This window comes from Chitinophaga horti, from assembly GCF_022867795.2.
Taxonomy (GTDB): Bacteria; Bacteroidota; Bacteroidia; order Chitinophagales; family Chitinophagaceae; genus Chitinophaga; species Chitinophaga horti.
Window position 1 is genome coordinate 1,762,148 of record NZ_CP107006.1, and the last position, 26,991, is coordinate 1,789,138.

General features: G+C 51.9%; 16 protein-coding genes. 11 read left to right on the forward strand and 5 right to left on the reverse strand.

Annotated features, from left to right (window positions below; genetic code table 11):
• Positions 1-48: 48 nt before the first annotated feature.
• Positions 49-1,626: a Na+/H+ antiporter gene (locus MKQ68_RS07150; protein WP_264282691.1), complete on the reverse strand. Its 1,578-nt coding sequence runs from the start codon at positions 1,624-1,626 to the stop codon at positions 49-51.
• A 260-nt stretch (positions 1,627-1,886) separates the two neighbouring features.
• Between MKQ68_RS07150 and MKQ68_RS07155 the strand changes: the two genes are divergently transcribed.
• Genes MKQ68_RS07155 through MKQ68_RS07175 form a run of 5 tightly spaced genes read left to right on the forward strand, consistent with a single transcriptional unit; the run spans position 1,887 to position 11,541 of the window.
• The gene (locus MKQ68_RS07155; RefSeq protein WP_264282692.1) at positions 1,887-5,102 is read left to right on the forward strand and encodes a SusC/RagA family TonB-linked outer membrane protein; all 3,216 of its coding nucleotides are present in this window, start codon (positions 1,887-1,889) and stop codon (positions 5,100-5,102) included.
• Between the two features lie 19 nt (positions 5,103-5,121).
• Positions 5,122-6,933, forward strand: coding sequence for a RagB/SusD family nutrient uptake outer membrane protein (locus tag MKQ68_RS07160; RefSeq protein ID WP_264282693.1), 1,812 nt, complete (start codon positions 5,122-5,124; stop codon positions 6,931-6,933).
• Positions 6,934-6,952: 19 nt separating this feature from the next.
• Positions 6,953-8,593, forward strand: coding sequence for a DUF4957 domain-containing protein (locus tag MKQ68_RS07165; RefSeq protein ID WP_244844360.1), 1,641 nt, complete (start codon positions 6,953-6,955; stop codon positions 8,591-8,593).
• A gap of 6 nt (positions 8,594-8,599) precedes the next feature.
• Complete coding sequence (locus tag MKQ68_RS07170) at positions 8,600-9,913, forward strand: pectate lyase (protein ID WP_264282694.1); 1,314 nt, start codon at positions 8,600-8,602, stop codon at positions 9,911-9,913.
• Between the two features lie 5 nt (positions 9,914-9,918).
• The gene (locus MKQ68_RS07175; protein ID WP_349773809.1) at positions 9,919-11,541 is read left to right on the forward strand and encodes a glycoside hydrolase family 43 protein; all 1,623 of its coding nucleotides are present in this window, start codon (positions 9,919-9,921) and stop codon (positions 11,539-11,541) included.
• 163 nt (positions 11,542-11,704) lie between these two features.
• On the opposite strand, the gene MKQ68_RS07180 is transcribed toward MKQ68_RS07175, so the two are convergent.
• The 4 genes from MKQ68_RS07180 to MKQ68_RS07195 all read right to left on the reverse strand — a co-directional run bounded on the left by MKQ68_RS07180 (position 11,705) and on the right by MKQ68_RS07195 (position 16,980).
• Positions 11,705-12,253, reverse strand: coding sequence for a V-type ATP synthase subunit I domain-containing protein (locus tag MKQ68_RS07180; RefSeq protein WP_264282695.1), 549 nt, complete (start codon positions 12,251-12,253; stop codon positions 11,705-11,707).
• A 13-nt stretch (positions 12,254-12,266) separates the two neighbouring features.
• Complete coding sequence (locus MKQ68_RS07185; RefSeq protein WP_264282696.1) at positions 12,267-13,193, reverse strand: AraC family transcriptional regulator; 927 nt, start codon at positions 13,191-13,193, stop codon at positions 12,267-12,269.
• 262 nt (positions 13,194-13,455) lie between these two features.
• Positions 13,456-15,393, reverse strand: coding sequence for a sigma 54-interacting response regulator (locus tag MKQ68_RS07190; protein ID WP_264282697.1), 1,938 nt, complete (start codon positions 15,391-15,393; stop codon positions 13,456-13,458).
• A gap of 555 nt (positions 15,394-15,948) precedes the next feature.
• On the reverse strand, positions 15,949-16,980 hold the full coding sequence (locus tag MKQ68_RS07195) for a LacI family DNA-binding transcriptional regulator (RefSeq protein ID WP_264282698.1): 1,032 nt from the start codon (positions 16,978-16,980) through the stop codon (positions 15,949-15,951).
• A 249-nt stretch (positions 16,981-17,229) separates the two neighbouring features.
• Between MKQ68_RS07195 and MKQ68_RS07200 the strand changes: the two genes are divergently transcribed.
• From MKQ68_RS07200 to MKQ68_RS07225, 6 genes are read left to right on the forward strand one after another with little or no spacing between them, the layout of a single operon-like run.
• Complete coding sequence (locus MKQ68_RS07200; RefSeq protein WP_264282699.1) at positions 17,230-20,187, forward strand: SusC/RagA family TonB-linked outer membrane protein; 2,958 nt, start codon at positions 17,230-17,232, stop codon at positions 20,185-20,187.
• A 10-nt stretch (positions 20,188-20,197) separates the two neighbouring features.
• On the forward strand, positions 20,198-21,850 hold the full coding sequence (locus MKQ68_RS07205; protein ID WP_264282700.1) for a RagB/SusD family nutrient uptake outer membrane protein: 1,653 nt from the start codon (positions 20,198-20,200) through the stop codon (positions 21,848-21,850).
• Between the two features lie 11 nt (positions 21,851-21,861).
• Entirely contained in the window at positions 21,862-22,380 is a 519-nt protein-coding gene (locus MKQ68_RS07210) for a glycoside hydrolase family 28 protein (protein WP_264282701.1), read from the forward strand.
• A complete protein-coding gene (locus MKQ68_RS07215) occupies positions 22,365-23,513 on the forward strand; it encodes a glycoside hydrolase family 28 protein (RefSeq protein ID WP_264282702.1) in 1,149 nt (382 codons plus the stop codon). Before MKQ68_RS07210 ends, MKQ68_RS07215 begins: the two co-directional genes overlap by 16 nt.
• Positions 23,514-23,524: 11 nt before the next feature.
• On the forward strand, positions 23,525-25,468 hold the full coding sequence (locus tag MKQ68_RS07220; protein ID WP_264282703.1) for a glycoside hydrolase family 88 protein: 1,944 nt from the start codon (positions 23,525-23,527) through the stop codon (positions 25,466-25,468).
• Positions 25,469-25,472: 4 nt separating this feature from the next.
• On the forward strand, positions 25,473-26,981 hold the full coding sequence (locus MKQ68_RS07225; RefSeq protein WP_264282704.1) for a tagaturonate reductase: 1,509 nt from the start codon (positions 25,473-25,475) through the stop codon (positions 26,979-26,981).
• Positions 26,982-26,991 lie beyond the last annotated feature (10 nt).

Below are 26,991 nucleotides of genomic sequence, written 5' to 3' on the forward strand. Positions count from 1 at the left end.
TAAGCCGGGCGCTAAGATAGTTGAATATTTTATATTTCTAATATTTAATTATTTGCGTAGGCGTGCCTCTTCCAGGTCGAGGTTACTTTCATGCTTCCGGAGCAGTTCATCGTCGTAGTCGTGTTCGTGGCGTAAACGATTTAACTCCTGCCGGCGTACGTCGATCAGTTCTACCAGTATCTTACGGTATTTGCGGGCGATCGATTTATCAAGTCTTTCCGCATTGTTTTCTATAATGCCGGTAAACCGTTTACGCAGTTCCTGTAATGCTGGCGATGTTTCCAGTTCTTCCGCATGATTCGCTTCCAGGTAAGCCAGCGATACCTGCGCCATTTGCAGATTGATGGAAGCTTCCTGCTCACTTTCCTTCATCCCGCTGTCGCCACCCTCGATGTTCAGCAAACGGATGATCAGTGGAAGACTCAGCCCCTGGAACACCAACGTCACCAGTATCACCACGAAAGTGATAAAGAGGATAACGTTACGCTCAGGAAAAGCGACACCCGGATTAATGGTTAACGGGATAGACAAGGCCGACGCCAGTGATACTACGCCGCGCATGCCCGACCAGGCCACGATGAATACGGATTTGGCAGTGGGCTTCTGTTCCTTCTCGCGAATGCTGCGGCTTAACATGCGGGGCAAAAATGTGGCCGGGTACACCCATACAATACGAATCACGATAATCAACAGGCTGATCAGCAATCCGTAGTAAATCGCCTCCATCATGGAGTAATCTTCCAGCCCTTCTACAATCGCCGGCAGCTGCAAGCCTATCAGGATAAATACTAAACCATTTAACAGGAAGATGGCGGTAGACCAGACGTTGGCCGACTGTATCCGCGAACGGTAGCTTAAAAAGCTGTGCGAACGGAAAGAGAGGAACAAACCGCCACTTACGACTGCCAGCACACCGGAAAAATGAAATTCCTCCGCCGTTAGGTACATCAGGTAAGGAGCCATTAATGTAAGCGCCGTATCGATTTGTGGTGTGGTAGGCAGGTAACGATGAAGCAGGTAAAAAATCTGCCCGATGATCAACCCGACTGCAATGCCCGCCAGCGATACGAGAAAGAAATCGCCTACAGCTTTTCCGAGGATGAATTGCCCGGACGTAACCGCCGCCAGCGCAAACCGGAACACGATCAGCGAGGAGGCGTCATTCACCAGGCTTTCGCCCTCCAGGATGGTGGTTACTCTCTTAGGAATGCTCAGCCCTTTCAGTACCGAGGTTGCGGCTACCGCATCGGGAGGAGAAATAATACCGCCCAGCAGGAAGCCAAGTGCCAGCGTAAAGCCGGGAATGATCGCGTGCGATACGTAGGCTACGATGGTGGACGTGAAGATCACCAGCCCGAAAGCCAGCAGCCCGATAGGCCTCCGCCATTTCCAAAATTCCTTCCAGGACGTGTACCAGGCCGCCTCATATAATAAAGGAGGCAAAAAGATCATGAAGATCAGGTTCGGATCGATGTCGATATGTGGAGTGCCCGGAATAAGACTGATACCGAGTCCGGCCAGCACAAGAAAAATGGGGTAGGAGATGCGGAGTTTCTGCCCGAGCATGACCAGGAGCGAAACAACAAACAGCATCAGGATGATCAGCAAAAGATGCTCATGCAACATAATCAGAAAGGCATTTTTAATGAGGGGCGCAATACTCGGCGCGGCCGCAATTTAAGGCTTTTTTACCGGGAACGATTGCGTAAATAATGGTTTCTGTTTCCTCTTTATTCTTCCAAAATCTGTTTATCATTGTTAACAGACTGATACAAATAATCGGAATTTACATCAACCAAATATCGCAGGTGTTAACTTGATCGCGCTTAGACAACTGATCTCTTTACTATAGTCCGCAGGATTTGCCTGCTTAAAAATTGCCACGTATGAAAAAGGTACTTGTACTCCTTTTAACCTTGCTGTTTCCCTTCCTTGCCGCCTGGCCGCAAACGCGGCAGATCCGGGGGAAAGTGACCGATGACAAAAAAGAAGCGCTGATCGGCGTAACGGTTTCTGTCGCCAATACCAGTATTGGTACTGTGACAGATGCCAATGGCCAGTTCGTGCTGAATGTTCCGGGCAGCGGTGAGGTGGAGCTGAATTTCTCTATCCTTGGATTTAAAAAGAAAAAACTACGCACCGATGGTAAGTCGGCCGTAAACCTTGTGCTGGAGCCAGACATGTCGTCACTGAACGATGTGGTGGTGATCGGTTACCAGACGGTAAAAAGAAAAGACCTCACCGGTGCGGTATCGTCTCTCGGTCCGGACGCGTTGAAGGACATGCCCCTCAGTTCCGCTGCAGAAGCCATTACGGGCCGGCTGGCGGGCGTGCAGGTGCAAACGACGGAAGGTCGCCCCGGGGCGGATATTACCATTCGCGTTCGCGGTGGCGGTTCTATTACGCAGGACAACTCGCCTTTGTATATCGTGGACGGTATCCAGCTGGATAACGCCCTTTCCGTTTTATCACCCCAGGAAATTGAATCGATCGACGTGCTGAAAGATGCGGCGTCTACGGCTATTTATGGTGCCCGTGGTGCGAACGGGGTGATGGTTATTACCACGAAAGGCGGCCGGGAAATGAAAACCCGCTTGTCTTACGACGGTTATGCCGGTGCCCGCCAGATCGTGAACAAACTGGATGTAATGAAACCTTACGACTTCGTGAAGTATCAGCACCAGTTATACAATCGTAGCGCAGACGACCGCGCCGCGTTTGAAAAGAACTACGGCCGCTGGGAAGATCTCGATATCTATAAGAACATGCCTTTTACCGACTGGCAGGACGAAGTATTCGGCCGCAACGCATTTACGCAAACGCATGTGCTGAGCGTGATGGGCGGCTCCAAAACCACCTCTTTCAACCTTAACCTGAATAATACCCAGGAAGAAGGGATCATGATCGAGTCAGGTTTTAAACGTACACTGTTGTCGTTTAAGTTCGATCATAAAGTAAACGATAAACTGAAGTTTGGGCTTAACACGCGTTACTCAAGCCAGCGGATCGATGGCGTGGGTACATCTAATACCGGCTCCCAGGGAACGAACAGGCTGCGTAACTCGGTTCGCTTTAAGCCGTTCGTAGCACCCGGCGACGAAAGTTCGGTAGATGAATTTGATTCGGAATATGCATTGCTCACCAACCTTACCAGCCCGGTATTACTGGCGAAAAACGAGCTGCGTTACCAGTATCGTAAAGATGTGATCCTTAACGGCTGGTTCAATTTCGAGATCATTAAGAATTTAAACTTTCGCAGTGTGATCGGTACCACGATTACGAACAGCCGCGATAATGTATTCAACGGTTCCATTACGTCCACAGCGCGTCAGAACGCGAATATGCCCGTAGCCAGTATGGGTACGCGGGAACTGAGATCACTGACTAATTCCAACACGCTCAGTTACCGTTTAACGCTGCCTAAAAAACACCAGGCAGATGTGCTGATCGGCCAGGAGATTTACCAGACGGATGTAACCAATAGTAACATGACGGTGAAATGGCTGCCTGTAGATATTACCGCCGATGAGGCCTTCGCAGGCATCCAGAAAGCTACGCCACCCGCAGGTATGATCCAGGATGCGCCCACATCGTCTAAAGGACTTACCCGCCAGTTGTCTTTCTTCGGTAATGCAAAGTACAGCTACGACGATAAGTATTTGTTCAACGCCAGCCTTCGTTACGACGGATCTTCGAAGTTCCTGTACGATAACGGCTTTGCTGCTTTCCCCTCGGCAGGTGTAGCCTGGAGGATTACGAAAGAAAGCTTCTTTACGCCGCAGCGCTGGCTGTCGGACCTGAAGCTGCGTTTCACTTACGGTGCTTCTGGTAACAACCGTATCGGCGATAACCTGTTTAAAACGATGTACAATACTTCTACAAGCAGTTATGCCTTCGGCGAAGCGATTACACCGGGTATTGCGCCGTTGAGCCTTGCTAACCCAAGGCTGAAATGGGAAACCACGATCGCGCGCAACCTCGGCCTCGACTTCACATTGTTCGCCGGCAGGCTGAGTGGTGCGGTGGATTTCTATCACAACAATACACGAGATCTGTTGCTGGATGCGCGCGTTGCATCTACCACGGGCTACACTACCCAATTGCAGAACATTGGTAAAACAGAGAACAGGGGCGTAGAGGTGCAGTTAAATGCCGTTATCCTCAATAAGAAAGACTTTAGCTGGGGCGCTAACTTCAACATTGGCGCGAACCGTAATAAGATCGTGACCCTGGGTACTAATCCGAATGGTGAGCCGATCAAGTCATACCTCGTTCGTTCCGGTTGGGAAAACAACCTGTATGACTTCCTGGTAGAAGTAGGTTCACCGATCGGGCAGTTCTACGGTTATGTGACCGATGGATTTTACACCACGGATGATTTCGATTTTAATGCATCGAATAATACTTACACACTCAAAGCCGGCATTCCTAATACCAGCGCTGCCGCACTGGGTGCCCGTGAGCCGCAGCCGGGTGATCTGAAATTCAAGAAGTTTTCTGATAAGGCGGATATGAAAGTAGGCGAGGAAGACCGCCGCGTGTTGGGCAACGCTCAACCTAAATTTACAGGCGGCCTGAACCAGCAGTTCATGTATAAAGGTATTGACCTGAGCATTTTTGTGAACTGGTCGTACGGCAACAAAGTATACAATGCGAACAAGGTCGAGTACACCACCGCGTATCTGTACAAGGATAATAATATGCTATCGCTGATGAACGACCGTTACAAGCTGTTCGACGAAAATGGACAGCGTGTTTATGATCCCGGGCAGCTGAAAGCCATGAACGTAAACACCAAATACTGGACGCCTTCTTTGGGTAACTACACCTTGCATTCATTCGCTATCGAGGACGGCTCGTTCCTGCGCATCAGCAACGTAACGCTTGGTTACAGTCTGCCCGAAGCCATGCTGAAGAAAACAAAGGTGTTCACACGTGTGCGGGTATACGCTACCGTAAACAACCTGCACACATTCACGAAGTACAGTGGTTTTGATCCGGAGGCGAGCACCCGCCGCAGTAACCCGCTTACGCCCGCTGTAGACTATGCGGCTTACCCGCGCAGCCGGTTTATCCTGGGTGGTGTAAATGTGAGCTTTTAATCCTTAAATGCACGTCAACATGAAAAAGTTATTATTCTCTACGATATTACTGGCAGCATTGGTAGGACAAGGCTGTAAAGATTACCTGCAGGTGGAAGATCCCTCGTCGCAGTCACAGGTGGCGGTGTTTAACAGCGTATCCTACGCTAACTCCGCTGTGGTGGGCGTGTACGCCATGCTGATCGGCGATAATGCCTACGGCAACCGCGTGAGCTGCCTGTACCCACAGTCTGCCGACGACTTTAAAACCTCCGGCAGCTACAACTGCGACGATCGTCGCGGCATCAGCGTGTATGGTGCATGTAACACCAATTCTGAATTGCTGAACCCGTTCAACCAGCTGTACAAAGGCATTGAAAGGGCGAATGTGTGTATCAAATACATCCCGTTATCGGAGCCATACCTGAATGGCTCGGCTGCAGACAAAGCGGCGATGCGTAAACTACTCGGCGAGGCCTTAACCTTACGTGCGCAGTTTTACCATGAACTGGTACGCAACTGGGGCGATTTGCCCGGCCACTTTGAGCCTGCGGCCGATCTGAGCGACACCTATCTGCCTAAGATGGATCGTGACAGCATTTATGACCAGGTGCTGGCCGACCTCGAACAGGCGGCGGAAATGGTGCCCTGGCGTACCGAATCGCCCGACCAGAACCTGCGCCTCACCAAGGGGGCGGTAAAAGGTCTGCGTGCCCGCATTGCACTCGCCCGTGGCGGTTACTCCCTGCGCCGCGAGCCGCGTAAGATGATCCGTCGCGACGACTACAAGAAATACTACCAGATCGCTTACGATGAATGTAAAGCCATCATGGCGCGTCGCGATCAGCATACCCTAAACGAGAACTACGAAAATATCTTCCGCACGCTGCATACCGGTAACCGCCTGGATGCCGCGCATGAACTGATGTTCGAAGTAGGCGCTTTCGGCGGTAACGCCAGCACCGACAGTAAACTCGGCTATTACAATGGTTTGAAACTGGACGGTAATTCGAAATTCGGCCCTGGTGGCGGCGGTATCGTAGCCCTGCCCACTTACTTCTACGAGTTCGATTCTATTGGTGATGTCAGGCGCGACGTAACACTCGCCTACTACGAAATCGATAAGGATAGCAAAAAGATCATGCGCAAAGCCACCGACATCTGCGACGGTAAATTCCGCCGCTCGTGGACCAGCATCACTGGTACTTCGCAGAACCTGGCGATCAACTGGCCGATCCTGCGTTTTGCTGATATCCTGCTGATGTTTGCAGAGGCGGACAATGAACTGAATAGCGCGCCATCTGCAGAAGCGATTGGCGCGCTAACTGAAGTAAGAGCGAGGGCGTTCAAAGGTAACGAAAACCGGATGGGCCTGGTGCCGGCGGATAAGGAAGGTTTCTTCAAGGCGGTTGTGCAGGAGCGTTTGCTGGAATTTGGCGGGGAAGGTATTCGTAAGTACGACTTGCTGCGCTGGAACATGCTGGCGGCAAAAATTACGGAGACCCGCGCGAAGCTGACCGAGTTTATGAACGGTACCGGCCGTTATGCCAATGTGCCCGTGTATGTGTATACCAAGGCGGCCGACTTCCAGAACGGCCCCGTGCCAGGCGATATTAATACGCTGGACAATTTTGGCGGACATGCATCGAAGGTTTTCTTTGAGCCATCGGTGACGACTACGCCAACCGGCTACAGTCGCCGCGACTGGCGAGCAGCAGTAACGCAGGACTTCCTCACGCATCCGTTGAACGGCTATGTGATCCAGTTTGAAGAAAACCGGAAAGAGTTGTATCCGTTGCACAACACTGTATTGAACGATAACTATAAGCTTAAACAGGATTATGGCTATTAATCCGATAAAACCGACAGCCATGAAGATATTATCCACGTATCCCTTATTACTCCTGTTACTGCTCGTAGCGGCCTGTTCACCCGAAAAGGAGAAACTGGCGCCGATGCGGATGTTCATGCCGAAAGGTATCATCCAGGCGAACAGTGAAGCCACATCTGTACTACTCAGCTGGGAGGCAGCCTTGTATTCGAAAGAAAAGGGAACAACTTATACGGTTGCTATTTCTGATGATACATTGTTCAGTCATACCACCTTACTGCTGCAGACCGACACCACGGGCATACGCCTCGACGATACACAATTAGGCGTGCGTAAGTTTTACTACGCCCGTGTAAAGACAAACGGTCCGGATTCGACGCTCGATTCGAAATGGGTGCATAGCAACCGTTTCCAGATTACGGGTGAACAGATATTCCAACCCACCCGTACGGCGGAGATCAAAGCCATCTCCGTTACCCTGCGCTGGACGGCCACTGCGGGTGTAAGTAAAATTACACTCCTGCCTAATGGCGGCACGCTTACGGATGTACCTGTAACCGCCGCTGAAAGTGCCGACGGTGCAAAAGTGCTGAAAGGCCTCACGCCTAACACCGACTATTACGCGGAGATCTTTGCCGGCACGAAGAGTAAAGGCTACACGGTTTTTAAAACGCTTGTGCTGCCTAACTTTACCGTCGTAGTGAAACCTACCGATAACCTGATCACCGTACTGGATACCTGCTCCAACAACGCCTTCATCGGCCTGGAACCTGGTACGCACGATATTAAGGATGCCGGCGGCGCTTACGCCAACCTGGTGGTAAGACAGAAAACCGTCACGATACAGTCGCTTTCCGGCGACCCGTCCGATACAAAAGTGAACTTTAAAGAGATTACGCTCAAAGGCGACGGCGCTGGTATTAAACTGAACGGGATCGAGTTCGATGGTACGGCCGGTGCAGGCGCCTACTTCCTGAACCTGGTGGGGCTGAATGCGGACGGAGAGGCAGCTACGTTTACCAGCATCGAAATGGAGAACTGCCGTATTCACCATACGGTGAACTGCATCTTCCGTGGCAACCGCGCCAGCGCCAACCTCGGACACAAGATCAGCCTGATCAAAATGAATAACTGTATCGCTTACGAAAATGGCGGCTCTTACACTTATTTCACGTTGGATAAGCTGGACATTGCCCGACTGGAACTGACCAATTCCACGTTCTATAACATTGGCCGCGCCTTCATCAGCTGGAGCACCAACGTAACACCAGCCGCTAAGCCGGTGATGACGATCGACGCCTGCACGTTCAACAACTTCGGCTCCGATGGTCGCAACTATGTACTGCTGGATGCGAATGCCAATGCGCTGGACTTCGTATTCCAGAACAGCATTTTGTGCAACCTGCCCAAGGCTGGCGGCACGATGGGTAATGCACTGTTGCGCGCAACTGGTGCCGCGAGTACGCTGAGCGTTTCTTACAACAACATGTTCAACCTGACGACAGGCGCAGGCGCGGCGGCAACTTTACCAACATACGCCTACCTCACGGCTACCAACAACAAAGCGGTTGACCTGGGCTGGACGGCCACCACTACTAACTTTACACTGCCTGCGGGCTCAGAACTGCGTACGGCCGGCAAAACCGGCGGCGCAGTAGGTGATCCGCGGTGGACATATTAATGAGCGATGAGACTAAGACACTTGACACTGGTACTGGGATGTTATTTTTTACCGGCTGCGCTATATGCGCAGCCACCTGCTTTTCCGGGAGCCGAAGGTTTCGGGAAACATACGACCGGCGGTCGGGGTGGGGCGGTGTATACCGTGACCAACCTGGCAGATGATGGTCCGGGTAGTTTGCGGGAGGCGCTGAACAAAAAGGGCGCCCGCACGATCGTATTCGCCGTATCGGGTACGGTCGCCCTGGAATCTACGCTGGAGATCAAACAGGGCGATGTTACGTTAGCCGGACAATCGGCCCCGGGCGATGGCATCTGCATCCGTAATTACCCGGTGGAAATTGAAGCCGACAACGTGATCGTGCGCTACCTGCGTTTCCGCATGGGGGATGTCGCTAAAAAGGAGGGCGATGCTTTTGGTGGCCGCAACCGCCGGCAGATCATGATCGATCATTGCTCCATCAGCTGGGGAACGGACGAGTGCGCATCGTTTTACCGTAACCGCGAGTTTACGATGCAATGGTGCATCATCGCAGAAAGCCTGAATCACTCGGTGCACGTCAAAGGTGATCATGGTTACGGCGGCATATGGGGCGGCGAGGGCGCCAGCTTTCATCATAACCTGCTGGCCAGCCATAAAAGCCGTATGCCGCGGTTTTCAGGCTCCGCATCCACCCAAAACCCGGAAGATGAACTGGTAGATTTTCGCAATAACGTGGTGTTCAATTGGGGCATCAACAGCAGTTATGGCGGTGAGCGTGGTCGCTACAATGTGGTGAACAATTACTACCGCCCGGGGCCAGCCACCCAGTCGCGCCGTAAAGCCTGTATCGTTAATCCATCCGCGCCTTACGGGCAGTTTTATGTGAATGGGAATGTGATGCATGGCAATGCAGTGGTTACGAAAAACAACTGGAACGGGGGCGTGGATTGCGAGCAGCCGGATTCCGCCCGCGCCCTGAAAGCTTTCACGGTCGCAAACATACCGGTGGAAACAGCGGAGAAAGCCTACGAACGGGTACTCGCATGCGCTGGCGCCAGCTTACGCCGAGATGCAGCGGACAAACGTATTGTGGCAGATGTACGGAGCGGTCAGCCAACGACGGGTAAAAACGGTTTGATAGATACGCAGGCCGACGTAGCCGGCTGGCCGGAACTGGGCGCTGCCACTGCTTTAACAGATACTGATGGCGATGGCATGCCCGACAACTGGGAGCGCAAGCACGGTCTCGACCCAAATAATGCGGAGGATGGAAAAGGGGTGAAGTTGGATAAAGTGTACACTAACTTAGAGGTATACCTGAACGGATTGGTAAAATGACAAGCATGCATACAACGATGAAAGCCCTTTTGCTGGCCGGCGGCTTAACCGCCCCGCTGGCAGCAACGGCGCAACAACAGGCCCTCTCTAAAGTTTGGGTGGCAGACAACGGAAACGGAACTTATAAAAACCCGGTGATCAACGCCGACTATTCCGACCCGGACGCTATTCGTGTCGGGAACGATTTTTACATGATCTCTTCGAGTTTCAACATGTCGCCGGGATTGCCGATCCTGCACAGTAAAGACCTGGTCAACTGGACGCTGATCGGCCATGCACTGCAACGGCAGATCCCGTTCGAGCATTTCTCTAAAGTGCAGCATGGTAACGGTGTGTGGGCGCCCGCTATCCGTTACCACAGGAATGAGTTTTACATTTACTATCCTGATCCTGATTTCGGTATTTATATGACGAAAGCCTCATCGATCAAAGGCCCGTGGTCGGACCCGGTGCTGGTAGCGCCTGGCAGCGGGCTGATCGACCCCTGTCCATATTGGGATACTGACGGCAAGGCTTACCTGGTGCATGCCTATGCAGGCAGCCGCGCGGGCATTAAAAGCCTGATCGTACTGAAACGTATGAACGCCGAAGGTACAAAGGTGCTGGACGGCGGCACGATCGTGTTCGACGGCCACAACCAGGACCCCACGTTGGAAGGCCCGAAGATGCACAAACGAAACGGCTACTATTACATCCTGGCGCCGGCTGGCGGCGTGTCCACGGGTTGGCAGCTGGCCTTACGATCTAAGAATATTTACGGTCCTTACGAACGCAAAGTCGTGATGGACCAGGGCAGTAGTGCGGTAAACGGTCCGCATCAGGGTGCCTGGGTAAATACGGCGGCCGGAGAGGACTGGTTCCTGCACTTCCAGGATAAGGATGCGTATGGCCGGGTGGTGCATCTGCAACCCATGAAATGGGTAAACGACTGGCCGGTGATCGGCGAGGATAAAGACGGCGATGGAAAAGGGACGCCGGTATCTGTCTATAAAAAGCCTGCTACAGGCGCCGCACAACCGAAAGCAACACCTGGCGATTCGGACGAATTTGATGGGCTGCAAGCCGGCTTACAATGGCAATGGCAGGCCAATCCATCCGCTTACTGGAGCCATAGCAACATGAGCGAAGGGGTGTTACGCCTGTTCGCGATCCGCATGGCCGACAGCAGCCGTAATCTCTGGAATGTGCCGAACTTATTATTACAGAAGTTTCCTGCGGATGCGTTTACAGCCACGGCCAAACTGCGCTTTCGTCCGCGCCAGGAAGGCGACAGGGCGGGACTTGTGATTCTCGGTGTAGACTATGCACAACTATCACTCGTAATGAAAGATAGCGTGGTGTACCTGGAACAAGGCATCAATATCCAGGCGGACAAAGGCAAAAAGGAAATGTTTAAGACGATTGGAAAAGCCGCAGGGCGTGATATATGGCTGCGTGTATCCGTGGCGCCAGGCGCCATCTGCAAATTCAGCTACAGCGATAACGGGAAGGATTACACGGACATCCCCGGCAGCTTTACCGCCAGGCCGGGTCGCTGGGTAGGAGCGAAGGTAGGCCTGTTTGCCGTGGGTACCATGCGAACGAACGATGCGGGCTGGGTAGATGCGGACTGGTTCCGTATCGAGTAAAAAAGTGATGGCCGGGATATGATTATCCCGGCCATGTAATTAAACCTACAACTGTCGCTCTTATGTAACTATTTTATTGTCTTATTAACGTTAACAAAGGTCAGCATAATTGTCGCCTGCATCAAGTACCATATGAAGGAATTACTTGTACAAAAGCTTTACTTTAATTGTGCCAGATAAGGTCTGTGATATCGGGCAGGTGTTTTTTGTGTGCATGGTAACAGTAATTGGCTACCATCGCAATCGGCAATCCCACGAAAAAAACATTTACGATCAGTGATAAAACGCCCATCACCGGATCTGGCTCCTGTAAGGGAACGTGGCTGAGCGGAATAACAGCTCCATACATAAACAACCATACGATCACCCCGAATAATAAACCCGCCTTAAAAGCATGCTGCCGCACGAATGGCACCAGGCTATACACTAATAAATACACCGCTGCGATCATGAGCGAAAACATACAATGGAGGAAAAGGCCGGCCACTATGCTGCTCGCACCTTCTGTGTAGGCATGCTCGCCGCATATACCGGATGCGATGAATTGCAGTACCTGTACGGGCGGTTGACCGTTTGCCAGCCACGAAGCCAGCATCATGCCAACCAGGTATAGTATGCAGGTCACGATGCCCGACCAGACGATCGCTTTAATAAAAGTTGGCGACCTGCGCATCATATACCGATTGCCCGGGTACACTTGAAAATTTGTCATAAGCAGAAGTTTATTAGTCCATCGCAACCTGCATAGCCGCCTGCTTCTTAAAATCTGAGAAGCTTACGCCGGATACATTTTTGAAGAACCTGGAGAAGTGGGTAATGTCGTTAAAGCCAAGCTGGTAAGCTATTTCCTTCATGCTTGTTTCCACATACGCGGCCTGTCTTTTTGCTTCCAGGATAATTCTTTGCTGGATGTGATAGCTGGCAGGGAAGCCTGAAACTTTTTTCACAATTTCATTCAGGTAGTTGGGCGTTACGGCAAGGGCCTGTGCATAGTCCGTTACCATTTTGCGCGTGGTGTAATGCTGCTCCAGCAGGTTGAGGAAACGTTTCGTCAACTCCTGGTTGCGCGTGTGCGATACGCCTGTGGCGGTGTTGTCGGACTCGCGGCTCAGATAGATGAGAAAGATCTTTACCAATCCGCGCAGGATCTCTCCGCGAAGCAGGTAATAGTTGTCGAACTCCTGTTTGATCTTTTGCAGCAACGCTTCCTGTTCCCGCGCCAGGTCTTCATCCAGCTGGATGGCGGAGCTGTGCGAGAACGTGTAAAACAGGCCGGTTTTAAACAACAGGTCGAAGTTGTTTTCGTGTAGGCTGAGAAACTCGTTGGTAAATGAAAGCACGTATCCTTCCGTGCCGGGATCCGCCTTTAACAGGTGAATTTGTCCGGGTGTAAGGCAATACACGGAATTGTCGGCCAGTTCATAACGGGCAAGGTCGATCAGGTGAACTCCAGAAGCTTTTTTGAGCCAGATGATCATAAAAAAGTTGTTGCGCCTCGGCGTGTCCTGCTGGTGCTGCCAGCGGTGTTTTTCCATCCATTCCAGGCTGTGAAGTTCGAAAGGCAGGTTGCTCTCGGCTTCCAGCTGTTGCATAGGAGCCACCGCTTTCAGGTACGGTGCAGTTCTCCCCGGTGAGGTAGTTAATCGCGTCATGGTCACAATTTTTTGGGTTTTAGGCAATAGCCGGTTAAGACGATATACAGTAAAATTTAACCGGGACGTATATACTTATTCTATTAATGTGCCGTAATTGACAGGAGTATCTGATGGAGTGCGTGTAAACCTTTGTGGCTATGCGTTTGGGAATGTTTTGGGGGCGTGCCGGAATGCACGATTGAGTCCTTCCGGCTCTGAATATTTTGGAGATTGATGCAGGGGCCTCCAATTTTTTCGGAGGTAGTCCGGAGGACCTTCGTTACTGTAAGTCTTCCTTCCGGATGCCTAATTTAAATATCCTTGATTCGAGGGTCGTCGGTTTGAGGTTCATTATTTCTGCTGCGCCACCGTTGCCACGGATACGGCCATTTGTTTTTTTGAGGATGGAAAGGATGTACGCTTTCTCCGTTTCGCGCTGCGCCATCTTTACTTCCTCCAGGGTTTGCAGGGGTACGTTAGCCGTAGGCGTGGTTTGTGCGGCGGCGCCTAACGGACGACGCAGCTGGAGGGGTTGTTTCCCGTCGCTGAGGATCACACTTTGTTCGATCACGTTTTCCAGCTCGCGGATGTTGCCCGGCCAATGCCATGTTTCCAGCTCGTGCATCATTTTATCGGAGATGCCGGCTGCTGCCTTATTAAACTTCGCCGCAAATTTATCGGCGAAGTATTGCGCCAGGGGAGCAATATCTTCCCGCCGCTCGCGCAACGGCGGCAGCACGATGGGGAATACGTTAAGGCGATAATATAAATCCAGCCGGAAACGCCCTTCGGCTACTTCCTTTTCCAGATTGCGGTTGGTAGCGGCGATGAACCGGACATTGATCTTTACCGTGCTTTTACCGCCCACCCGTTCGATCTCTTTTTCCTGTAATACACGCAACAGTTTTACCTGCAGTTCTACCGGCATTTCGCCGATCTCGTCGAGGAACAGTGTGCCGCCTTCGGCTTGTTCGAACTTGCCGATACGACGTTCCAGCGCACCGGTAAACGCCCCTTTCTCATGCCCGAACAGTTCGGACTCGATCAGGTTAGCCGGCAGGGCGGCGCAGTTTACTTTTACCAAAGGGTGCTTTTTACGTGCCGATAATTCATGGATCGACTGGGCGATCCTTTCCTTGCCGGTACCGCTTTCACCAAGCACCAGCACCGAGGTGTCCACAGGGGCCACCTGGCTTACCAGGTCCAGCACGCTGAGCAGCAGGTGGCTGTTGCCGACGATGTTGGCGAAATTCTTCTGTCGGCCCGTGGTGGCGACGGGCGTAGGCGGTGTGGACACGTTATGGTGCTGGATCGACTGTATAATTCGGGTAAGCATGGGCAGCAGGCGCACGCTGAGCGACAGGTGTTCCTGCTGGTACGCGTCTGCACGCCGACTGTAAAACGATAGTGGGTAAATGCGGCCATCGGGCATTAAGAGTGGTATGACCAGGTTAGCGACCAGGTGAAAGCTGCGCGCATACAATTGCTTCATAGCGTTTTGCTCACAAGCCTGGGTAAAGGCAGCACCGTTCAGGATGGCGGAGAATGTTTCTAAGGCCGAACTGCGTTGCATCGCTTCCAGTTCGGGCTGGCGTAGCTTGGTAATAGTGCCGAGTGCGACGATGTCGATCGGCTGGTATTGTTCAAAACCGATGCGCAGGAACGTTTCACCGCTATAGGGCAAAGCATCGGGCGTAGTGTTACCGGTGGTAATAAAGTCGAAAGGAATATGTGCCTGCAGGGCCTGTATCACCCGCAGTAAACGCAGGTGTTTGTCGGTGGATTGTGCGGCAATGCCGGCGAGTTGTTGTTCCAGCTGTGCTTCGCGGCGAAGCGATGCTTCCAGGCTGTTCTCATGACGGTAACGGGCAATGTCGAGGGTAACGAGCACGTCCTTGCCACGGAAAGGTTTTACCAGAAAGCCGTAGGGCTGTGTGGCGCGGGCAGCTTCCAGCACCTGCTGGTTAGAGTTGGCCGACAGGTAAACGAAGGCAATGTTTACGCTCGATAACCAGCGGGCGAGGTCGATGCCAGTTTCTTTACCTTTTAAGTAGATGTCCAGCAACACCACGTCTGGGCGATTTGTGTCGATAAGCGTTCTGGCCTGTTTCACGGAATCGGCGATGCCGGTCACCTGGTAACCAGCCGACTCGAGGATCAGGCGCAGATCGTTGGAGACTATAAACTCATCTTCTACGATTAAAATTTTCTTATTCATTAGTGTCTTTTTTACCGGGTATGCCGCGTCATGTGCAAACGCAGCCTGGTCAGAAGGCGCTGCAGGAGGATAACTGCAGGGCATGCCGGTATACCAGTTTACTATTTCAGCTTAAACGACTTTCGCAACTATGTTCAGCTTGGTGTACGATATAGTGCATACAATTCTCCATCACTTCACCTGGGGCGGAAATATTCTTTTCCCGATCACAACCTCGGCGCAACGCGCTAAAGGTATAAAAATATCCTGAAAAACCCGGAGCAGGTGTGTTTATGCTAAATCAAAAGGCTGCTTGAAAGCAGCCCTGTTTCTATCTTTAACCTGTAAAGTTAAATGCGCCATAAATAGAGAATGAAAGACTTCTAGTTTATTCGTTTAATTTTTTTAATTGTTTGCCAGGAATCGTATATACGCACAAAAATAATCCGCCCATGCAGGCGGATCAAGTTATGGATGAAGGGAAATCTTGTATAATTAGCGGCTTATTCTGTTTTAAGGCGCTATACCGGATCGGCCACGGCCGCTTTTACCGCCTGCAGACTCACGGTGGCTTTATTACTTCCTGTTCCCCGATTCATTTACGATGAGGCTCGTCGTCAATATCCGCCGCTCGAAGTCCTTCACCGGGCGTTTGCTTTCGATGAGTTGCAGCAGCAGGTCGGTGGCTACTTCGCCCATTTCAAAGGCGGGCTGGCGCACTACGGTGAGCGGTGGGTTCATAAGTTCGATGAGATCGGAGTTGGAGAAACCCACGAGGGCAATGTCGCCGGGGATGGATACGTTGCGGGCCCTCAGTACGCGCAGGCAGCCGGTGGTCAGTTTGTCGCCGGTAGTAAAGATCGCATCCGGACGGGGGCGGAGCTTCAGTAATTGAGAAACGGCTTGTTCCACTTCGGCCAGTTCCATACCGCCATTGGGACAGTATTTAATGAGTGATTTGGAAGGTTTCAGCTGCTTGTGCGCCAGCGCTTCCACGTAACCGGCAATGCGTTCGCGGCTGATGGACAGGTTTTCGGAAGCGGTGATGCACGCAATGTTACGGTAGCCGTTCTGCAACAGGTGCATGGTGGCGTCGTAAGCGCCGCGGAAGTTCTCGATCACTACTTTATGCGTTTGTATATCTTCCACTATGCGGTCGAAGAATACGATCGGGAAACCGCGGTCATGCAGCGCCCGGAGGTGTTCCAGGTCTTTGGTAGCGGCGGATACAGATATCAGGAGCCCGTCGATGGATCGGGACGATAAATAATTAAGCGTTTGTACTTCTTTTTCGAAGGATTCGTGGCTCTGCGATATGATTACATTGTAGCCCCGTTCTTTCGCTACCGACTCGATGCCGTTGATCGCCTGTGAGAAAAAGCTGTTCGCGATCTCGGTAACGATTACGCCGATGGAGCGGCTGCGCTTTTCTTTCAGGCTGAGGGCGATCGGGTTCGGACGGTAGTTGATCTGCGCGGCATACTTCAACACCAGCTTCTTCGTTTCTTCGCTGATCTCGTGGCTGTCGCGCAGCGCGCGGGACACGGTAGAGGTGGATAAACCAAGGGCTTTCGCGATATCTTTTATAGTGGCAGCTTCAAATTTCATAACGTCATATGCAGATGGCTTTAAATGTAATGAATTTTCCCCGTATCCGCTAGTATACTGCCATCGTTGCCGGGAACGATTGCGTAAATAAACCCCCTGGAATGCGCTGCTTTTAAGGAATATAGCCGTAGACTTGTCTTAGTAATTCCACTTATCGAAAATACATATTGCAAGGCCACTAGCGCAGTTTTAACCCTTTAGCAATGCAAGCTTTGGTAGTCATTTTATCAACTCATTCACGTAGTCGTTATGAAAAAGATTTACCTGTTTTTTTTACTCTTGCTTGCCACCGTCCATTGGGCGCAGGCACAAACACGCACCATCAGGGGCAAAGTAACGGATGCAGGAACAGGCGCCGGTTTACCCTTTGTTAGTGTACAATTAAAAGGCAGCACCACAGGTGCTAAAACAGATGAAAACGGAAATTTCTCGCTCACTGTTCCCGCGGGAAAAGCCGATTTGCAGTTTACTTACATGGGTTATCTCACGATAACGCAACCGCATGAAGGAAACGCCAACGTTGTAGTAAAAATGGAAAAGGACGACAAAAAACTGGATGAAGTAGTCGTAATCGGCTACGGACAGGTACGCAAACGCGACCTGACAGGGGCTGTCGTTTCCGTTAAAGGAGAGGAACTGCGGAAAATTCCTTCCACCAATGTGATGGAATCTGTACAGGGTAAAGTGCCCGGGGTCGACATCACCAAGTCCAGCGGGGCTTCCGGGGCCAAGATCAATGTAACGGTGCGCGGTAACCGTTCTATCACCGCAGGTAACTCACCACTGTACATTGTCGACGGTATCCAGTACGGCAACATCGAAGACATTAACCCTAACGATATTCAGTCGATGGAAGTATTGAAAGATGCTTCCTCTACCGCTATTTATGGTTCTCGCGGTGCGAACGGGGTGATCATCGTTACGACCAAACGCGGTTCCACCGGTAAAGCGCAGGTATCGTTCAACGCATACGGCGGTATCTCAGAAGTAGCCGGTTATCCGAAAATGAATACCGGCCCGGAATACGTAGCACTCAAACGCGAAGCGAACCGCACGAACAACCGTTGGAATAGTCCGGCCGACGATCCTGCGATCTTTAACGCGATGGAACTGGCGGCGATCCGCAACGACCTTTGGACCAGCTACGCAGACGAGCTGATCCAGAAAGGCCAGCAGCAGGATTACCAGCTGGGTGTGGCGGCAGGATCGGAGAAAACGAAGATCTATTTGTCGCTCGATTACTTCAAAGAGAAAGGCTTATTTAAGTTAGATAACCTGCAACGCTACACGGCCCGCATGAACGTGGACCAACAGGTGGGCGAGCTGCTGAAAGTGGGTATGCAGGGACAGGTCACGTATTACGACCAGAACGCCCGTCGCGACCCGTTGAACCAGGGAAACAAAATCATTCCGCTGGGCAGGCCGTATGATAGCTCGGGCAACTTCGTCGCGTTCCCGAATGCCGGTCCGCACATTAATCCGCTGGCCGATGAGCAGCCGGGCGCCTACCAGAACAACAGCCGCATGACCCGTACACTCGTAAACGTGTACGCAGAGCTGCAACCCATTAAAGACCTCTCTTTCCGCACCAATCTGGGTATTTCATTAGATAACAGCCGCACCGGTGTGTACGCAGCGCGTTTGACGATCGATCGTGCCACGACCTCCACGTCACGTGCGCAGTACAATACCAGCCAAACGCGCTTCCTGAACTGGGAAAACATCATCAGCTATAAGAAAGAATTAAAGAATCACAGCTTCGGTATTACAGCCATCAGCAGTTTGCTGGGCTCGCAGGCCGAAAGCAGCAACGCGCAGGGAGAAGGACAGTTGCTCCCCAGCCAGTTGTTCCATGCGTTGCAGAATAATGTGAGCGGTATCGCCATTCGGACCACCTACCAGCAATGGAACCTGGTGTCTTTCACCGGCAGATTGAATTATGCATACCAGGGCAAATACCTGCTCACCCTCACGGGCAGGTCCGACGGATCGTCGAAGCTTGCGCAGGGCAACCAGTGGGCGTTTTTCCCGTCGGTGGCAGGCGCATGGCGTATCAGTGACGAGGCGTTCATGAAGAAGCAAACCTTCATCAGCGATCTGAAACTACGCGTGAGTTATGGTATTGCGGGTAACGATGCCGTGGCGCCTTATGGCACACAGAGCGTGTTGTTCCGCGCGCCATTCTCTTATGATGATAATACGGCAGCGATGGCCTATTCCATCAGCGACCAGTTGGGGAACAGGCAGCTGGCCTGGGAGCTGACGGGTACCACCGACATTGGCCTGGATTTCGGGTTGTTTGATAACCGTATTTCCGCCAACATCGATTACTACGATTCGCATACCTCCGACCTGTTGCTGATGCGCAGGCTGCCTACCTCTACCGGGGTAGAAAAAACCTTGCAGAACATCGGTAAAACAAGGAACAACGGGGTGGAAATCGGCCTGAATACCGTTAACTTTAAAACAGCAGATTTCAGCTGGACGACGAACATCTCCTTCACCCGGAATAAAGAGCGGATCGTGTCACTGGCGGATGGCAGTACTAACGACATTGCCAGCGGCCTGTTTATCGGCTATCCTGTAAATGTGTACTTTGATTATGACAAGGTAGGCATCTGGCAATCGAAAGATGTGGATGCGGCTACCCGCTACAAAGCCAAAGTCGGCGACATCCGTGTGCGGGACGTGGTGCAGGACAGTGTGATCAATTCGGAAGACCGGGTAGTGCTGGGCGCACAGGTGCCGAGGTGGTCAGGTGGTATTAACAACGACATTCGCTGGAAAAGCTTCGATCTGAACATCTATGTATTTGCCCGCATTGGTCAGTGGATCAATTCAGAATATGCCGCCAAATATGATCCGCAGGGATTGGAAAACAGCGGCAAAGTAGATTACTGGACGCCTGAAAACCCGACGAACGCCTATCCAAGGCCTAACTCGAGCGTTTCTATGTCTGGTACGCCATTTATCTCCACCCTCGGTTACCGTGATGGTTCTTTCATCAAGATCCGCAACGTATCCCTGGGTTACTCACTGCCATCGGAGGCGGCGAGAAGAATCAGGATGAGCGCCCTGCGCGTGTATGTAACAGGTAAAAACCTGGCGACCTTCAGTAAAGTGAAAGACTACGATCCGGAACGTGGCGGGCAACTGAGCTTCCCGCTTACCCGGATGTATGTGGCCGGCTTAAACGTAACCTTTTAAATCCTGCGTTATGAACCAAAAATTTGCTCCATATATACTCGTACTGCTGCTGGCAACATCCCTGTCAGCCGGCTGTTCCAAACTGCTGGAAGAAAAGAACCCGGGTGGACTGACCGCCGAAGGCGTGTTTAGCAGTCCGGAAGGTTTTGAAACCCTCGTCAACGCCGCCTACAGCTACAACCGCTGGTGGTATGGTAAAGAAGATGCCTATAATATTTCAGAGATGGGCACCGACTTGTGGACGAGCGGTACGGGTGATAAGTATACAGATATCACCAGCTACTATAATTTGCAATCGTACAATACCGCGGTAACTTCCCTCTGGAAGCAACTGTACGCCGCCATCAACCTGATTAATACAGGCATTAATCGCATTGACCAGGTTGGACTGGCAGATGCGATCAAGACCAGGCGGCTGGCCGAACTGCGCTTCCTGCGGGCGTTTTACTACTGGCATGTAGTGGAAACCTGGGGGGATGTACACTTTAGTACGAATGAAACCACTACCGCCGTTACTACAGCAAATCGTACCCCGGTAGATACCTTTTACGCGCACATCTTTGCCGACCTGGAATTTGCCGCAGCGAACCTGCCGCCTACGACCACCGAGTATGGTCGCGCGACGAAGCCTGTAGCCGAAGCCTTCCTGGCGCGGATGAACCTTACACGCGGTCGCAACCAGCAGGCGTTTGACCTGGCCAGTAAGGTGATCAAAGATTATGGCTTTCAGTTGCAGCCTAAGTATGCAGACCTCTGGAGTATGACCAACATACAGAACAAGGAAGTGATATGGGCGGTGAACTATTTCAAGAACCTCGCGTTCAATGACCGTACGGATGCGGTGTTGTACCCTACTGGTCACCCGAGGGGCGCGCATAACGGGCATCTGATGTTCATCATGAAGTACGACGACTTGCCCGGTATGACGAGGGACGTGGCGAACGGGCGGCCGTTTAACCGCTATATGCCTACCTTGTACGCGCTGCGTTTGTTCGATGAAACGAAAGACAGCCGGTACAATGCGACCTTCAAACAGGCCTGGTTGTGTAATACCCTTGGCACCGCGCCCGCTGGTATGAAGATCGGCGACACGGCGGTGTTTTGTACGAAGTATGAAATCCCTGCTGAGATTGAAGCGACCAGGAAATACCGCGTATATGATCTGAGCAAGATGTATAAAGCGAATGGTGGTGGCCTGGACAGGCTGCACTATCCGTCCCTGCAAAAATTCGACGACCCGACCCGTGCCGCGGCCAATGAGGAACAGAGCCCGCGCGATGGCATCGTGATGCGCCTCGCAGAAATGTACCTGATCGCAGCAGAAGCGCAGCTGAAACTGAACAACACGACCATAGCAGCGGAATACATTAATGTGATCCGCAAACGCGCCGCCGTTCCCGGCCAGGAAGCCGCAATGGAAATTCTGCCCGCACAGGTAACGCTGGACTTCATTCTCGATGAAAGAGCTCGCGAACTGATGGGCGAACAACTGCGCTGGTTCGACCTTAAACGTACCGGTAAACTGTCTGAAAGGTTGCAGCTGGCCAATCCGGATGCGGCTGCGAACTTTGCAGAGTTCCACCTGGTGCGGCCTATTCCGAAAGACCAGGTAGATGCGGTGACCAACAAGAATGAGTTTAAACAACACACAGGATATAACTAAAAGATTTACAAGTGAGGCTACACATTCCTATTTTATCGATTGCACTTGCAGCTGCCCTTTACGCCGAACCGGCGACGGCACAGTATTCCTGGAACAACCTGCCCGTAGTGCAGGAACCAACCTTCCGGAAAGACACGTTTAACATCCGCCGCTATGGCGCGAAAGCTGATGGGCTTACGCTCAATTCACCTGCGATCAACAAGGCGATCGACGCCTGTTCGAAGAACGGTGGCGGCGTAGTATTGGTGCCGGCCGGCCTGTGGCTGACTGGTCCGGTGGTGCTGAAAAGCAACGTGGAACTGCACCTGGAAAAGAGTGCGCTGCTGCAATTTACCGAAGACTTTGACCAGTATCCTTTGATAGCGACGAATTATGAGGGGCTGGCGGCCATGCGCTGTCAGCCACCAATATCGGCGGTGGATGCGACAAATATCGCGATCACCGGTCACGGTATCATCGACGGTGCCGGCGACGCCTGGCGCCAGGTAAAAAAGGATAAACTGACGGAGTCGCAATGGAAAAACTGGTAGCCTCCGGCGGACTGGTGAGCGATGATAACCGCACCTGGTATCCCTCCGAAAAATCGAAGAAAGGTACCGGCGTGAAAAACGCAGGTGTAATATCACCAGATAAAACGGCAAAAGATTACGAGGAAATCAAAGACTTCCTGCGACCTAACATGGTGGTGCTGACCCGCTGCAAAAAGGTACTGTTGCAGGGCGTAACGTTCCAGAACAGCCCAGCCTGGTGTTTGCATCCGTTATTGTGCGAGCATATTACCCTGCGGGATGTGTACGTTAAAAATCCATGGTACGCGCAAAACGGCGATGGCGTTGACCTGGAGTCGTGCCGCTTCGGCCGCGTTGAGAACTGCGTATTTGACGTAGGTGACGATGCCATCTGCATTAAATCGGGTCGCGACGAGCAGGGACGTAAAAGAGGCGTGCCAACGGAAAACTTTATCATCAAAAACAACCTCGTATATCATGCGCACGGCGGTTTTGTGATCGGTAGTGAGATGAGCGGCGGCGCGCGTAATTTATTCGTATCGAACTGCACTTTTATGGGCACGGATATCGGGCTTCGTTTTAAAACGACCCGTGGTCGCGGTGGCGTAGTTGAAAAGATCTTTATTAAGGATATCAATATGACCAACATCCCGGGTGAGGCCATCTTGTTCGATATGTATTACATGGCGAAAGATCCTGTTCCATTGGCTGGTGAAAAGGCAGCTGACGTGAAAGTGGAGACCATCCCTGTAACCGAGGCCACGCCACAGTTCCGTGACTTCCAGATCAGCAACGTAGTATGTCATGGCGCGCAAAAAGGCATCTTCATCCGCGGATTACCGGAAATGCCGATCAGCAATATCACCATGGATAACATCGTGATCAAAGCGAAGAAAGGTGCGGAGCTGCTGGAAGCGTCTAACATCCGCATTACCAACGCGACCTTTGAAGTAACAGATTCCGATCCGCTGATCAATGTGCGTAACAGCCGTGAGATCCAGTTGTCGAACATCAAGTTTGATGAAGCGAAAAATTTCATCAACATCAAAGGAGAAAAATCTGGCGTTGTGGTGAGTGGTACCGATATCAAAAAAGCAAAGGATAAACCGGTATTTGCAGATGGTGCAACCGCCGGGGCATTGACCACTAAATAGCAATCGTTCGTATGAAAGGTAAATGGGCATTAATAGCAACATTGTTAGCAGGCGGCATGTATACGGCTGCCTGTGCACAATCCACCGGCGGCGGCGCTTTAAAGCCACCGACTACACCGGCTGAGGATGTGAAACGAATGGCTTTCACCGTAACGGAGGATATCTGGAAAGACTCGCTGGTGATGAATCCGGGCCACCCGGTAAAATGGTCGTACGACCAGGGTGTGGTGCTGGAGGGTATTACCCTGCTGTGGAAGAATACTGGCAACGGGGACTACTTCCGCTACATCCAGAAGAGCATGGACCACTTCGTGGACAAGGACGGCAATGTGCGGTTTTACAAGGAAAGCGAATACAACATCGATCATATCAAAAATGCACGCATCCTGTTGACGTTGTATAAAGTAACCGGGCAGGAAAAGTATCGCAAGGCGATCGAGAAGTTCCGTAACCAATTGCGCAATCATCCGCGTACAAAGGAAGGCGGCTTTTGGCACAAGCAGCGTTATCCCTGGCAGATGTGGCTCGACGGGCTTTACATGGGTGAACCGTTTTATGCAGAATACGCCGCCTTGTTTAACGAACCTGCCGCTTTCGATGATATTACCCGCCAGTTCGTGTTGATGGAAAAACATTCCCTCGACAGCAAAACGGGCTTATTGTATCACGGTTACGACGAATCGCGCGAGCAGCGCTGGGCTGATAAAACTACTGGCCGTTCCCCGCACTTCTGGGGCCGCGCGATGGGCTGGTATGGCATGGGACTGGTAGATGCGCTGGAATACTTTCCGGCCAAACATCCCGGCCGCGATAGCCTCATCGCCATCCTCAACCGCTTTGCCACTGTGGTAGCCAAATACCAGGACCCTAAGTCCGGCGCCTGGTACCAGGTGCTCGACCGCGCTACTTCCAAAGGCAACTACCTGGAATCGTCCGCCACCTGCATGTTCGTGTATGCGATCACGAAAGGCGTGCGTCTGGGCTACCTGCCACAGAAGTTCCTGGCAACCGCCGAGAAAGGTTATAAAGGTATTCAGCAACAATTCCTGGAGCCGACTGCGAAAGGCGGCTTGAACCTGAAAGGCACCGTAAGCGTGGCCGGTTTGGGCGGTGATCCGTATCGCGACGGCAGCTATGAATATTACCTGAGCGAAAAAGTGATTACAAATGATCCCAAAGGCGTTGGCGCTTACCTGCTGGCCGCAGGGGAGTTATCGATCGCAAAGTCGCAGAACAACGGCCGGGGACTTACCGTGGTGCTGGATCAGTATTATAATAACGAATGGAAGAACGGCGCGCGGACGCATTATGTATGGAATGAAATGTCGAACGGCGGTTATTCGCTTTGGGGGCACCTGTTCCATAAACAAGGCGTGAAGACCGATACCTTGTCGGTAGCGCCCACTGCCAGTGGCTTATCGAAAGCAAATATCTATATCATTACAGACCCCGATACCGAAAAGGAAACGGCGTCTCCGAACGGCGTAACTGCTCCCGCAGCGGACGCGGTATACAACTGGGTGAAAGGCGGCGGCGTACTGGTGGTGATGCAAAATGATAGCGGCAACGCGGAGATCAAAGGGTTTAATAAGATGACGGAGCGCTTTGGAATTAAATTTAACGAGAACAGCATTCATCGCGTACAGGGCAACCAGTATGAACAGGGGGCTTTAACGGTTGATGCCGGTAACAAGGTATTTACAAGTGCCCGTAAACTTTATATCAAGGAACTGTCTACGATCCAGGTGCAACCACCCGCCACGCCTGTATTGCAGGAAAACGGTGCGGTGATCATTGCCAGCGCAAAGGTGGGCAAAGGAGCCGTGTTTGCTGTGGGCGACCCCTGGTTTTACAACGAATACCTCGACGGGCGTAAACTGCCTGCCATATATGAAAATTACCAGGCAGCCTCCGACCTGGTGAACTGGTTGATCAAAGAAGCGAAAAGTAATTAAGAACATGAAGCAACTGTCAAGAACAAATTTGCCCGAAACCATATCGTCCGCACTGCTGGAGCTGCCCGAAAAAGTGTTGCAGTTCGGCACCGGTGTATTGCTCAGAGGCCTGCCCGACTATTTTATTGATAAGGCCAACAAGCAGGGCGTCTTCAACGGAAGGGTAGTAGTGGTAAAATCTACTTCTCAGGGTGATACCACTGCATTTGAGCAGCAGGACGGACTATACACAGTGTGTATACGGGGCATTGAGAACGGTCAGGCCGTTTCTGAAAATATCGTGAATGCGTCGATCAGCAGGGTGTTGGCGGCCACTACGGAGTGGCAGTCTATCCTCGATTGTGCTGCGAATCCTCAAATGGAACTGATAATTTCCAATACCACCGAAGTAGGCATCAGCCTGGTGGAAGATGACGTACATGCCGCACCGCCGGTATCTTTCCCGGGAAAACTGCTGGCTTTCTTGCTGGCGAGATATACTCATTTCAAAGGTGCGGCGGATAAGGGTATGGTGATCGTGCCCACAGAACTGCTGCCGGACAATGGTCATAAACTGAAGTCGGTAGTGCTTCAGCTGGCGCGCAACAATCGTCTGGACGAAGCCTTTATTCAATGGGTAAGCGACCATAATCATTTCTGTAATTCGCTGGTCGACCGCATCGTGCCGGGCAAACAGGCGGTGGATGTACAGGCGGCGATTGAGCAGGAGCTGGGTTATACAGATCAACTGATGATCATGTCGGAAGTGTACCGGTTGTGGGCCATTGAATCATCTTCAGAAAAAGTAAAAAGAGTATTGTCGTTTGCGGCGGCCGACAATGGCGTGGTGATCGTTCCGGATATCAACGTGTATCGGGAACTGAAACTGCGTTTGCTGAACGGTTCGCACACCATGAGCTGCGGGCTGGCCGTGCTGGCCGGCTTCGATACGGTGAAAGAAGCAATGGAAGATGCGGACATGAGCGCTTGCATAGAAGCAATGATGATGCAGGAAATCGTGCCTGCGATTACTGACATCTACATTCGGGAGGATAGTGCCTGGCGTTTTGCAGGCGCTGTGCTGGACCGCTACCGTAATCCGCATATCGCGCACCGCTGGATCAGCATTACGATGCAATACACCTCTAAAATGAAAATGCGGGATGTGCCGATCCTGTTACGTCATTACCAGCGCAGCCAGGAAGCACCGGCTTTGCTGGCAATGGGGTTTGCGGCCTACCTGTTGTTCATGCGCAGCGAACGCACGCAGGATGGTCGCTACGAAGGTAGCGCTAACGGTGTGGCTTACACGATCACCGATGATCATGCCGCCTGGTTTTACGACGCCTGGAAAAGACTTGAACCCTCTGTACTCGTACGTACCGTATTAAGTAATACCGGATTGTGGGGCACCGATCTCTGTACCTTAAAAGGCTTTCCGCAGGCCGTGTCTACCATGTTAGGCGCCATGATGACCAGCGGAGTGGCCTCCATCGTTAAAAAAGCGGGCGCAGAAGCAGCGCTTGTCAAATAAATAATTGGAA